Source organism: Pseudomonas azadiae, from assembly GCF_019145355.1.
In the GTDB taxonomy this organism is placed as follows: Bacteria; Pseudomonadota; Gammaproteobacteria; order Pseudomonadales; family Pseudomonadaceae; genus Aquipseudomonas; species Aquipseudomonas azadiae.
In genome coordinates, this window is the sequence record NZ_JAHSTY010000001.1 from 2358094 (window position 1) to 2371055 (window position 12962).

The 12962-nt window shown below is 61.1% G+C and carries 10 protein-coding genes; 8 read left to right on the plus strand and 2 right to left on the minus strand.

Annotation, left to right across the window (positions count from 1 at the left end; translation table 11 throughout):
* Positions 1–100: 100 nt before the first annotated feature.
* Positions 101–1075, plus strand: coding sequence for a serine/threonine protein kinase (locus tag KVG91_RS10760; protein WP_169376493.1), 975 nt, complete (start codon positions 101–103; stop codon positions 1073–1075).
* A 170-nt stretch (positions 1076–1245) separates the two neighbouring features.
* Positions 1246–2130 carry an EamA family transporter RarD gene (gene rarD, locus KVG91_RS10765; protein WP_169376492.1) on the plus strand — a complete coding sequence of 295 codons (885 nt, stop codon included), beginning with the start codon at positions 1246–1248 and terminating at the stop codon, positions 2128–2130.
* A gap of 60 nt (positions 2131–2190) precedes the next feature.
* On the opposite strand, the gene KVG91_RS10770 is transcribed toward rarD, so the two are convergent.
* Positions 2191–2703, minus strand: coding sequence for a glycine cleavage system protein R (locus tag KVG91_RS10770; RefSeq protein ID WP_169376491.1), 513 nt, complete (start codon positions 2701–2703; stop codon positions 2191–2193).
* A gap of 267 nt (positions 2704–2970) precedes the next feature.
* On the opposite strand from KVG91_RS10770, the gene KVG91_RS10775 reads away from it, so the two are divergent.
* Entirely contained in the window at positions 2971–5148 is a 2178-nt protein-coding gene (locus KVG91_RS10775; protein ID WP_169376490.1) for a malate synthase G, read from the plus strand.
* Positions 5149–5416: 268 nt separating this feature from the next.
* Here the strand turns inward: KVG91_RS10775 and KVG91_RS10780 are convergent, their stop codons facing one another.
* Positions 5417–5863 carry a response regulator gene (locus tag KVG91_RS10780; protein WP_169378621.1) on the minus strand — a complete coding sequence of 149 codons (447 nt, stop codon included), beginning with the start codon at positions 5861–5863 and terminating at the stop codon, positions 5417–5419.
* 244 nt (positions 5864–6107) lie between these two features.
* On the opposite strand from KVG91_RS10780, the gene KVG91_RS10785 reads away from it, so the two are divergent.
* The 5 genes from KVG91_RS10785 (at position 6108) to KVG91_RS10805 (ending at position 12958) form a co-directional block, all read left to right on the plus strand.
* Positions 6108–8030 carry a putative nucleotidyltransferase substrate binding domain-containing protein gene (locus tag KVG91_RS10785; protein WP_169378620.1) on the plus strand — a complete coding sequence of 641 codons (1923 nt, stop codon included), beginning with the start codon at positions 6108–6110 and terminating at the stop codon, positions 8028–8030.
* The gene (locus KVG91_RS10790) at positions 8027–8734 is read left to right on the plus strand and encodes a 3'-5' exonuclease (RefSeq protein ID WP_169378619.1); all 708 of its coding nucleotides are present in this window, start codon (positions 8027–8029) and stop codon (positions 8732–8734) included. Before KVG91_RS10785 ends, KVG91_RS10790 begins: the two co-directional genes overlap by 4 nt.
* A 100-nt stretch (positions 8735–8834) precedes the next feature.
* The gene (locus tag KVG91_RS10795; RefSeq protein ID WP_169378618.1) at positions 8835–9353 is read left to right on the plus strand and encodes an RNA polymerase sigma factor; all 519 of its coding nucleotides are present in this window, start codon (positions 8835–8837) and stop codon (positions 9351–9353) included.
* Positions 9350–10318 carry a FecR domain-containing protein gene (locus KVG91_RS10800; protein WP_169378617.1) on the plus strand — a complete coding sequence of 323 codons (969 nt, stop codon included), beginning with the start codon at positions 9350–9352 and terminating at the stop codon, positions 10316–10318. Before KVG91_RS10795 ends, KVG91_RS10800 begins: the two co-directional genes overlap by 4 nt.
* 207 nt (positions 10319–10525) lie before the next feature.
* Positions 10526–12958 carry a TonB-dependent siderophore receptor gene (locus KVG91_RS10805; protein ID WP_169378616.1) on the plus strand — a complete coding sequence of 811 codons (2433 nt, stop codon included), beginning with the start codon at positions 10526–10528 and terminating at the stop codon, positions 12956–12958.
* Positions 12959–12962: the final 4 nt, after the last annotated feature.

Here is a 12962-nt window from a genome sequence, read left to right on the forward strand (position 1 = left end):
GGAGCGGGCTTGCCCGCGATGGCGTCCGAACAGCCACCGCCTTTCTATGCTGTTACCATACCGGGCCGGACGCGGCGACCTGCTGCGCGCAGGAGTACGCATGGCCCATCCGTTTGAAACGCTCACCCCCGACCTGGTGCTTGATGCTGTGGAAAGTATCGGCTTTCTCAGCGATGCTCGCATCCTGGCGCTCAACAGCTACGAAAACCGCGTCTACCAAGTGGGTATCGACGACGCCGAGCCGCTGATCGCCAAGTTCTATCGCCCGCAACGCTGGACCAACGAAGCGATCCTCGAAGAGCACCGCTTCACCTTCGAACTGGCCGAATGCGAAGTGCCGGTGGTCGCGCCACTGATCCACAACGGCGAGAGCCTGTTCGAGCACGCGGGCTTTCGTTTTACCTTGTTCCCCCGCCGTGGCGGCCGCGCGCCGGAGCCGGGCAATCTCGATCAGCTGTATCGCCTTGGGCAATTGCTCGGCCGTTTGCATGCGGTGGGTTCCACCCGCCCGTTCGAGCACCGTGAGGCCTTGGGGGTGAAAAACTTCGGCCATGACTCCCTCACCACGCTGCTGGAAGGCAACTTCATTCCAAAGAGCCTGTTGCCGGCCTACGAGTCCGTGGCCCGCGATCTGCTCAAACGGGTGGAAGAGGTGTACAAGGCCACGCCGCACAAGAACATTCGCATGCACGGCGACTGCCACCCCGGCAACATGATGTGCCGCGACGAAATGTTTCACATCGTCGACCTCGATGACTGCCGCATGGGCCCGGCGGTGCAGGACCTGTGGATGATGCTCGCGGGCGATCGTCAGGAATGCCTGGGCCAACTGTCGGAATTGATGGATGGCTACCAGGAATTCCACGACTTCGACCCGCGTGAATTGGCGCTGATCGAACCTCTGCGCGCGCTGCGCCTGATGCACTACAGCGCCTGGCTGGCACGCCGTTGGGATGACCCGGCGTTCCCCCATAGCTTCCCCTGGTTTGGCAGCGAGCGTTATTGGGGCGACCAAGTGTTGGCCTTGCGCGAACAGTTGTCGGCCCTGAATGAAGAGCCGCTGAAACTCTTCTGACTGCTGATCGTTCCCATGCTCCGCGTGGGAATGCATCAGGTGACGCTCTGCGTCACGCGTTCAAGAGCGGACGCGGAGCGTCCAAATCGGCATCCCCACGCAGAGCGTGGGAACGATCGGTAAACCCAATTACAATCGCGCTTTGTCAGCAGCCCAAGCAAGGATTCCGCATGCAAGCCGCCAACCCCCGCAAGGGTTACATCCTGGGCCTTAGTGCCTATGTCATCTGGGGCCTGTTCCCGCTGTACTTCAAAGCCATCGCCAGCGTACCCGCCGCCGAAATCATCGTGCACCGGGTGCTCTGGTCGGCGCTGTTCGGCGGTTTGCTGCTGATGGTGTGGAAACATCCCGGCTGGTTCCGCGAGCTGCGCGACAACCCCAAGCGCCTGGCGATCCTGGCCCTGAGCGGTACGTTGATCGCGGCTAACTGGCTGACCTATGTCTGGTCGGTGAACACCGGGCGCATGCTGGAAGCGAGCCTGGGTTACTACATCAATCCGCTGGTCAACGTCCTGCTGGGCATGCTGCTGCTCGGCGAGCGCCTGCGCCGCCTGCAATGGGTAGCCGTCGGGTTGGCCGCGGTGGGCGTGGCGCAACAAGTCTGGCAAGTGGGCAGCTTGCCCTGGGTGTCGCTGGTGCTGGCGCTGACGTTCGGCTTCTACGGGCTGATCCGTAAGCAGGCGCCAGTGAAAGCCCTGCCGGGGCTGGTAGTGGAAACCTGGATGCTGGTGCCGATTGCCGTAGCCTGGTTGCTGTTCAACCCGACCGCCCACAGTGCACAGCTGGAATTCTGGAGTACTTCCGAGGCTTGGTGGCTGGTGGCTGCAGGCCCGGTGACGCTGATCCCGCTGGTATGTTTCAACGCCGCCGCGCGGCATTTGCCCTACACCGCACTGGGCTTTTTACAGTACGTAGCGCCCACCCTGGTGCTGCTGGAAGCCGTGCTGCTGTTCGGCGAACACCTGGCGCCAAGCACGCTGACCGCCTTCGCCTTTATCTGGGCCGGCCTGCTGGTGTACAGCGTGGATATCTGGCTGCGCCTGCGCAAACGCTGATCAAAAAACGCTCAAACCTCTGCAAGCCACAGCCTGCTTGGCTTGCAGACATCCACCCCGTTATTCCTCGTTACGCAACTCCACCATCAGGTCGTCCGCCAGGGTTTCCAGGGATTCCTGCAACGTCTCCAGGGATAACGTCGATGGCACCTGCAACAACGCCTCGGCACTGAACAACGGATCACCGCTCATGGGCGCCGGCCGCACGTCGGTACTCAAGCGCTCCAGGTTGACGCCCTGCTTGCTTAGCAGCGCCGTGATCTCACGCACAATGCCCGAACGGTCGTTGCCCAGCAGCGTCATCACGATCGCCTTGGACGCGGATGCCTGGCCGGTGCTGCCCTCACCCACCAGCACGCGAATACCCTGCGTGGATAAATCTTCCAGCGCACCCACCAGCGCCTGGCGGTTTTCTGCAGGCACACTGACACGCAAGATCCCGGCGAACTGCCCGGCCATATGTGCCATTCGGCTTTCCAGCCAGTTGCCACCGTGGGCGGCAATAACCTGCGCAATACGTTCAACCAGGCCGGGTTTGTCGGCGGCGATAATTGTGAGTACAAGGTGGTCCATGGCGTTGCCCTCTGGAATTCAATCTACAAGGTGGACGCAGGCGCCCTCGAAAACAAATCGTGTACCATTTTTATATTTATCTGGAACAATCCAACAGTTTTTTGAGAACATCCGGTTCTCCGCTGTGACCGTACGACCAAAGTGGGTCGCTAAACGACGTATTTAGTCTAATTTTCACAACCGCAAGTCATGATGTAGTATGCCCAAACGTGCACTACATAATGAAAATCCGAAACAGCGCATAAGCTCCGCAGAGTGAGGCAAGAGATGACTGAACACGTTCAAGTCGGTGGCCTGCAGGTCGCCAAAGTCCTGTTCGACTTCGTGAACAACGAAGCCATTCCCGGCACCGGCATCACCGCCGAGCAGTTCTGGGCCGGCGCCGACAAGGTCATCCACGACCTGGCCCCGAAGAACAAAGCCCTGCTCGCCAAACGCGACGACTTCCAAGCGCGGATCGACACCTGGCACCAGACTCACGCAGGCAAGGCTCACGACCCGGTGGCCTACAAGGCCTTCCTGCAGGACATCGGCTACCTGCTGCCAGACGCCCCGGACTTCCAGGCCACGACCCAAAACGTCGACGACGAAATCGCGCGTATGGCCGGTCCCCAGCTGGTGGTACCGGTCATGAACGCCCGTTTCGCCCTCAACGCCTCGAATGCGCGTTGGGGTTCGCTGTATGACGCGCTGTACGGTACCGACGCCATCAGCGAAGCCGACGGCGCCGAGAAGGGCCAGGGCTATAACAAGGTACGCGGCGACAAGGTCATCGCCTTTGCCCGTGCGTTTCTCGACGAAGCCGCGCCGCTCAGCGCCGGCAGCCACGTCGAGTCCACCGGTTACAAGGTCGTCGACGGCAAGCTGATCGTCAGCCTCAAGGGCGGCAGCAACAGCGGCCTGCGCGACGATGCCCAGTTCATCGGCTTCCAGGGCCCAGCGGCCGAGCCGATTGCGATCCTGCTCAAACACAACGGCCTGCACTTCGAAATCCAGATCGACGCCAGCACCCCGGTCGGCCAGACCGACGCCGCCGGCATCAAGGACGTGGTGATGGAGGCCGCACTGACCACCATCATGGACTGCGAAGACTCCGTCGCCGCCGTCGATGCCGACGACAAAGTAGTGATCTACCGCAACTGGCTCGGCCTGATGAAAGGCGACCTGGCTGAAGAAGTGGCCAAGGGCGGCAAGACGTTCACCCGCACCATGAACGCCGACCGCGTTTACACCGGCGTGGATGGCAACGACGTCACGCTGCACGGCCGTTCGCTGCTGTTCGTGCGTAACGTAGGTCACCTGATGACCATCGACGCCATCCTCGACAAAGACGGCAACGAAGTGCCGGAAGGCATCCTCGACGGCCTGCTGACCAGCCTGGCGGCAGTCCACAGCCTGAACGGCAACAACAGCCGCAAGAACAGCCGCACCGGTTCCGTGTATATCGTGAAACCAAAGATGCACGGCCCGGAAGAAGCTGCGTTCACCAACGAGCTGTTCGGCCGCATCGAAGATGTACTGAACCTGCCGCGCAACACGCTGAAGGTCGGGATCATGGACGAGGAGCGCCGTACCACGGTCAACCTCAAAGCCTGCATCAAGGCGGCCAGCGAGCGCGTGGTGTTTATCAACACGGGTTTCCTCGACCGTACCGGCGACGAAATCCACACCTCCATGGAAGCCGGCGCGATGGTGCGCAAGGCCGCAATGAAGGCCGAGAAATGGATTGGCGCCTACGAAAACTGGAACGTCGATATCGGCCTGAGCACCGGCCTGCAAGGTCGCGCGCAGATCGGTAAAGGCATGTGGGCCATGCCCGACCTGATGGCCGCGATGCTCGAACAGAAAATCGCCCACCCACTGGCCGGTGCCAACACCGCCTGGGTGCCGTCGCCAACGGCCGCTGCCCTGCACGCGCTGCACTATCACAAGGTGGATGTCTTCGCCCGCCAGGCCGAACTGGCCAAGCGCGAACGCGCCTCGGTGGACGACATCCTGACGATTCCTCTGGCCAGCAACACCGATTGGTCCGACGAAGAAATCCGCAACGAATTGGACAACAACGCCCAGGGCATCCTGGGCTATGTGGTGCGCTGGATTGACCAGGGCGTCGGCTGTTCGAAAGTGCCGGACATCAACGATGTGGGCCTGATGGAAGATCGCGCCACCCTGCGCATCTCCAGCCAGCACATTGCCAACTGGTTGCGTCACGGTATCGTCAACGAAGCCCAGGTGATGGAAAGCCTCAAGCGCATGGCGCCGGTGGTGGACCGTCAAAATGCCGGGGACGCACTGTATCGCCCATTGGCGCCGGATTTCGACAGCAACATCGCGTTCCAGGCGGCGGTGGAGTTGGTGATTGAAGGGACTAAACAGCCCAATGGGTATACCGAGCCGGTGTTGCACCGTCGGCGGCGTGAGTTCAAGGCTAAGAACGGCCTGTAAATGAAAAAGCCCTGGTCGCAAGATCGGGGCTTTTTTCATCTGGGAAGATTCAGGTATGCCGTGATGGCCTCATCGCAGCATCGGCATCTACACTCCCTGTAGTGAGCGGGCTTGTCCCGCGCTGGGTGGCGAAGCCGCCCCAATAAAGACGCCGCGCAGTTTCAGATAAACCCAATTCGCCTGGTTTGGGGCCGCTTCAGCCCAGCGCGGGACAAGCCCGCTCACTACAAAAATGTGTACATACCTATGCTCATCAGTCACCACGAAATCAGGACGCCATCCCCAACTCCCGCTTCACCAACTTCGCCAACTTCAAGCTATCAATGGGCTTGAGCAAAAAATCCACCACGCTCAAATGCATCGCATCGATCACATCCGGCGCTTCCGCGTCCCCGGACATGATAATGATCGGCAGCGCCGCGCGCGTGGACTCACGCACCTGGCGGATCAACTCCAGGCCGTTGCTGGGGGCCATGCGCAGGTCGGTGATCAACAAACCGATGGAGCTGCTGGATTTCAACAAATTCCATGCCGCCTCGCCACTGTCGGCGGTCATGCAGCGGATACCGTCCAGCCCCAGGATCTCCGCCAGCAGTTCACGCGCATCCTTGTCGTCGTCAACAATCAACACGCGTTGTGGCGGTAGATCAGGCTCCAGCATCACGGCGCTCAGCGCCTCGCGCTCGGCATCGCTCAAAATATCGTGGTCGGACATACGGTTCTCAGCAGTTCTATTCAACTCCCAGCACACTCGTCAGACATCTGCGGAAGGGCGATCAATGTGCACTTCGTCGGAAAGTTTGCCTAGTGGGCGTTATACGGGGTTTAGACGATAGTCATGTAAGGTTTTTCCTTAGGTGCGTGCCTTTTGCATCGACCTAGACTTACGTCCAATGGGCACCCGCCGCGCGGGGGTCGACCATGCGGGACGATAACGACAAAAAAATGCGGCCACTGTTATGAGTAAAGCTGATGCCTTCGCCCAGGCGGGGAAAACTGCTGTGTTGCAAAATATCCATGGCACCCTGCAGTTCCTGCAGCGCTTCCCGCCCTTCAACCAGATGGAAAACGCCCACCTGGCGTTTCTGGTGGAACAGTGCCAGCTGCGCTTCTATGGTCCCGGTGACAGCATCCTCAAGCCGTCGGGCGGGCCGGTTGAACACTTTTATATCGTCAAGCAGGGACGGGTCGTGGGTGAGCGCCCGGACAGCGAAGAAACCACCTTTGAAATCGCGACTGGCGAATGCTTTCCCCTCGCAGCACTGTTAGGTGAACGGGCAACCCGCACCGAGCACAAGGCCGCCGAAGACACCTTCTGCCTGCAACTGAACAAACCGGCCTTTATCAAGCTGTTCGCGCTTTCCAGCCCGTTTCGCGACTTCGCCCTGCGTGGCGTCAGCAGCCTGTTGGACACCGTGAATCAACAGGTTCAACAAAAAGCCGTGGAAAGCCTCGGCACTCAATACTCACTGAACACCCGCCTGGGTGAATTGGCCATGCGCCATCCAGTGATGTGCAGCCCAACCACGCCGCTGCGCGAAGCGGTGACGCTGATGCATGAACAACAGGTGGGCAGCATTGTGATCGTCGATGAGGACCAAGCACCCCTGGGAATTTTCACCCTGCGCGACCTGCGCCAAGTGGTGGCCGATGGCACCAGCGATTTCAGCCAGGGCATCGAAGGCCATATGACCCAGGCACCCTTCTTCTTGACCCCGGACCACAGCGCTTTCGACGCCGCCATCGCCATGACTGAACGGCATATCGCCCATGTGTGCCTGGTCAAAGACCAGCGCCTGTGTGGCGTGGTGTCTGAGCGCGACCTGTTTTCCCTGCAACGGGTGGACCTGGTGCACCTGGCGCGCACCATCCGTAATGCGCCGCGCGTGGACAACCTGGTGGCGATACGCGGCGAGATCGGCCAACTGGTGGAACGCATGCTGGCCCACGGTGCGTCGTCTACCCAGATCACCCACATTATTACCCTGCTCAACGATCACACCGTGTGTCGGGTGATCGAACTGACGCTGGCCGAAAAAGGCGACCCCGGCGTGCCGTTCAGTTGGCTGTGTTTTGGCAGCGAAGGTCGTCGCGAGCAGACGCTGTACACCGACCAGGACAACGGCATTCTGTTTGACGCCAAGGATGCGGGCGAAGCGGAGGCCATGCGTGGACTGCTGTTGCCGCTGGCACAGCAGATCAACCAGAGCCTGGCGTTGTGCGGGTTCAGCCTGTGCAAGGGCAACATCATGGCCGGCAACCCAGAGCTTTGCCTGTCCCGAGCGGAATGGGCGCGGCGGTTTGCGGCATTCATTCGTGAGGCGACGCCGGAGAATCTGCTGGGCTCCAGCATTTATTTCGACCTGCGCGTGGTGTGGGGCGATGAACGTGGCTGCGAACAATTGCGCCAGGGCATTCTCGACCAGATCGCGGATAACCGCTTGTTCCAACGCATGCTGGCTGAGAACGCGTTGCGCCAGCGGCCGCCTGTAGGACGTTTCCGCGAGTTTGTGCTGACGCGTAAAGGCGGCGAAAAAGCCACTCTCGACCTGAAGGTGCAAGGCCTGACGCCTTTTGTCGACGGCGCGCGCCTGCTGGCCCTGGCCAATGGCATCCACGCCAACAACACCCTGGAGCGCCTGCGCCAACTGGTGATCAAAGAAGTGATCGAACCGTTGGACGGCGCCGCGTATGAAGAGGCGTACCACTTTATCCAGCAAACCCGCATGCAACAGCACCAGCTGCAAACCCGCGAGAACCAGCCGTATTCCAACCGCGTTGACCCGGACAGCCTCAACCACTTGGACCGGCGCATCCTGCGTGAGTCTCTGCGTCAGGCTCAGCGCCTGCAAAGCAGCCTGACGTTGCGGTATCAGCTGTGAGCCTGTTCAGTTGGCTGCGCACGAAAAAGCCCGGGCTCGACGGCGCCCAACTCAAGCGCATGGAGCAGCTGCGCAAGCCCACCGCCCTGGGTGGCGGTTCCTTGCGCGACCAGCGTTGGGTCGTGCTGGACCTGGAAACCAGCGGGCTGAACCTCAACCGTGACCAGGTGCTGTCCATTGGCGCGGTGGTGATCGAAGACGGCGCGGTGGACTTCTCTCAACTCTTCGAACGCACCCTGCAACGCGCTGAAACCAAACTCAGCCCCAGCGTATTGATCCACGGCCTCGGCCCCAGTGCGATTGCGGCCGGCAGCGACCCGGTGGAGGCGCTGCTGGACTTCATGGAGTTCGTCGGCGACAGCCCGTTGCTCGCGTTCCACGCGCCATTCGATCAACACATGTTGTGCCGGGCGCTCAAGGACAGCCTGGGTCATCGCCTGACCCATACGTTTCTCGATGTTGCCGAGATCGCCCCGCTGCTGTGCCCCGATGTGCCTCTGCGCGAGGCCGGGCTGGACGATTGGGTCAACCACTTCAACCTGCACGTGGGCGAGCGCCATCACGCCAGCGCCGATGCCCTGGCCACGGCGGAGCTGATGCTGATCCTGTTGAACCGTGCGCGCCAGCAGCACATCGACTCGCCACAGGCGCTGCAAGAGCGTTTGAGCCAATGGAAACGGCGCAGACAGGCGCCATCGTTTTAACGTCATCTCCCGACAAACGCCAATTGCGCCCACCCCACGGCTCTGACACAATCGCGAATAATTCTCGTTAGTTTAAACCTCTTGTTTATTCGGTGATGCCTTGTCGTCGGTCCAGAACCCACACAGTGAGCTCGTTGGCGCGTTGTATCGCGATCATCGTGGCTGGCTGTTGGCCTGGCTTCGGCGAAACGTGGCCTGCCCGAGCCGCGCCGAAGACTTGAGCCAGGACACCTTCATGCGCCTGCTGGGCCGTGACGAGTTACGCGAACCCCGCGAACCCCGGGCGTTCCTGGTGGCCATCGCCAAGGGCCTGTTGTTCGACTATTTTCGTCGCGCCGCCCTGGAACAGGCCTACCTCACCGAACTGATGCTGCTCCCGGAAAGTGAACACCCTTCGCCGCTGGAGCAGCAACTGATCCTCGAAGACCTCAAGGCCATCGACCGCCTGCTCGGCAAGCTGTCGAGCAAGGCCCGCGCCGCCTTCCTGTACAACCGCCTCGATGGCATGGGCCATGCGCAGATCGCCCAACGTCTCGGCGTGTCGGTGCCGCGCGTGCGCCAATACCTGGCCCAGGGCATTCGCCAGTGCTACATCGCCCTGTATGGCGAGCCGCAATGACGATGATCAGCTCCAAGCCGGTCTCGGCCCGCGTACTGGATGCCGCGATTGCCTGGCAACTGTCCCTCGATTCGGGCGACGGCAGCCTGGTTGAGCGCGAAGAATTCGCTAAATGGCTCGCCAGCCATGAGGAACATGCGCGCGCCTGGCGCCAACTGGGCATGCTCGACCAGCGTTTCAGCGCCGCTTCGGGCCCGGCGCGGGCGGCGCTGCTGCAGTCGCGCGAGGGTATTCGCCAGCGGGTACGCAAGCTGGGCAGCGGCCTGGCGAGCATCGCACTGGTCATTGGCCTGGCGTTGTTTGCCGGCGAGCGCTATGTGCCGATCCACTATTGGCTGGCCGACCAGCGCACCGCCACCGGCGAGCAGCGCACGCTGAAACTGGCGGACGGCACCCTGATCAACCTCAACACCCACAGTGCAATCGACGTGCGTTTTGATGAAAAACGTCGACTGATCGTGTTGCAGGAAGGCGAAATCCTGGTCGAAACCGGCCACAACGATGCGCGCCCGTTCTATGTGCAAACCCGCGACGGCAGCCTGCGTGCGTTGGGCACGCGGTTTATCGTCAAGCGCGAAGACGACGCCACGCGCTTGAGCGTGCTGCAATCGGCCGTCGCCGCCCAGCCCGAGGCGCTGCACCAGGAACAGATCTTCAAGGCCGGCCAGCAAGTGCTGATGCGCAGCGACGGCCTCGGCCCTGCGCTTGCCGTCACCCCCGCCACAGACGCCTGGACCCGCGGCATGCTGGTGGTGGACAACGCCCGCCTGGGCGATGTGGTCGAAGAGCTCAGCCGCTACCGCACCGGTTACCTGGGTGTGGACAAAACCGTGGCCGACCTGCGCATCACCGGCAGCTTCCCGCTGCACGACACCACCCTGGCGTTGAATGCGCTGCTGCCGACCCTGCCGGTGCAGATTGAGCAGCGCACGCCGTGGTGGGTGACGGTGAAGGGTAAGCCTTAGATTTGGCGGTGCCTGAGCGATTGCTATCGCAGGCAAGCCAGCTCCCACATTTGACGGGGTTCACAAATCGCAATGTGGGAGCTGGCTTGCCTGCGATGGCGCCCTGAAGGCCACCTCAGAAAAAATATTTTTACCCAGCCCTATCACTTTTCGATTCTCGTTCGGCACCTAGGCAATTGAGAAATATTTCCATCCAGGAGCCGCCCTATGTCCCGCACGCTAGACACCTTGTTGCGCCCCAGCCTGTTAGCCGTGGCCATTGCCCTCAGCGCCCCGCTGGCCAGCCCGTTGCTGATCGCCGCCGAGCAGGCCTCCAGCGTGCGTGCGTACAACCTGCCGGCGGCGCCCCTGGCCAGCACCCTGAACCAGATCGCCAGCCAGGGCGGCCTGGCGCTGACCCTCAGCCCGGCGCTCGCCGCAGGCAAGACCTCGGCGCCGGTCCAGGGCCAGTTCGACGCACCGGGCGCGCTGCGTGAAGCGTTGCGTGGGACGGGGTTGCAGTTGGAGCAGAGCAGTGCGGGGACCTATACGTTGGTGGCGGTTCCGGAGGGTGCGATGGCATTGCCGGTGACTAATATCACCGGCCAAGACGCCAACCTGGAAAGCGCTTGGGGCCCGGTACACGGCTACCTGGCCACGCGCACCGCCGCCGGTACCAAGACCGACACCGCGCTGGTCGAGGCACCGCGTTCGATCTCCGTAGCGACCCGCGCGCAGATGCAGGACCGCAACGTACAGAACCTGGATGACGCCGTTAAATACATGCCGGGCATCGTGTCCGCGAGCTACGGCAGCGACACCCGCTACGACTGGATGCGCGTGCGTGGTTTCGAACCCACCCAGTTCCTCGATGGCCTGCCGTTGCCACGCGGCGTATACGCCAACCCGAAAGCCGAAACCTGGAACCTCGACCGCCTCGCCCTGCTGCGTGGCCCGGCTTCGTCGGTGTACGGCCAGACCCCGCCGGGCGGTCTGCTGGACATGGTCAGCCGCCGTCCCAGCGAAGAGTCCAGCCATGCTATCCAAGTGCAATACGGCAGCGACAACTACCGCCAGATCAACTTCGCCAGCACCGGCAAAATTGATGATGAAGGTCAGTTTCTGTATGGCCTCAGCGGCGTGGTGCGCGATGCCGGCACCCAGGTCGACCACATCGACAACAAGCGCTACAACATTGCGCCGAGCCTGACCTGGAATATTGATCCGGATACCAAGCTGACCTTCCTCTCGCAGTTCACGCGTGATGATACGGGGGCTACCAGTCAGTTCTTGCCGATTGTGGGCACCAAGATCAAATCACCCTTGGGGGACGTCTCACATCATAAGAACCTGGGCGATCCAGACTACGAGTTTTACGATCGCACCTACTACGCGTTGGGCTATGCCTTCGAGCACCGCTTCAACGATACCTGGCAGTTCAAACAGAACCTGCGTTACACCAAATCGGAGTTGTCGTTCCAGCAACTGACCGTGGGCTCGTACGCCTTCGCTCCCGTGGATGCCGCGGGCAACATGGACCGCCTCTCGACCAACGTTGACGAGGATATCGGACAGTTCGCGGTGGATAACAATTTCCAGGCTGACTTTGCCACCGGCGACGTTACCCACACCCTTTTGCTGGGTCTTGACCACCAGCGGACAGATACGTCTTACCTGTCGATATTCGGCGGTGCCGGACGCGTCAACATTTTCAATCCGGTCAATACCACGCCGGTGGTGCGCCCAGCGCGCTCCGCTGCGTTCTATGACTACAACCAGAAAACCGTGCAGACCGGTCTCTATGCACAAGACCAGATGGCACTCGACAACTGGCGCCTGACCCTGGGTGGCCGTGAAGACTGGGTGCATCAGGGCACCACGTACTTCAACAAACAAGACGCGACCAATACCGACCGCAACAAAAACTTCAGCGGCAACGCGGCAGTCAGCTATGTATTCGACTCGGGCTTCGTGCCATACCTGTCCTACGCTGAATCCTTCCAACCGGCGAGCAACGCCAGTGCCGACCCAGTGAAGTCCTACAAACCCACCGAAGGCAAACAATGGGAACTGGGGATCAAATATCAACCACCCGGCTCCAATACCTTGCTGAGTGCGGCGGTCTATAGCCTGACCCAGAAAAACGTACTGGTCACCAGCACCGGAACGAGCGGCACGCCGGTCACCGATCAGACCGGAGAAGTAAAAGTCAAAGGTCTGGAGTTGGAAGCCGTGTCTGATGTGACCGAAAACCTCAAGGTCATTGCGGCGTACACCCTTGCGAAGTCCGAAGTGCAAAAAGGCGACTTTAAAGGCAACCGCCTGCAACTGATGCCCAACCAGCAAGCATCGTTGTGGACGGACTACACCTGGCATACCGGCCCGCTGGACGGCTTCGGCATCGGCTTCGGCGCCCGCTACACCGGTAACACTTACGGTGACCAAGGCAACACTTGGTTGGGTAAAGCCAACGCCTACACCGTATTCGACGGGGCGGTGCATTACGACCTGGGTCGCATCGACAATAGCCTCAAAGGCGCATCGGTAAAGCTCAACGCCACCAACCTGTTCAACAAGGATTACATTTCCACCTGTGACGGTTCCTACTGCTATTTCGGCGACCAACGCAGCGTAGTCGCCAGCGCCACCTACCAGTGGTAAGCGC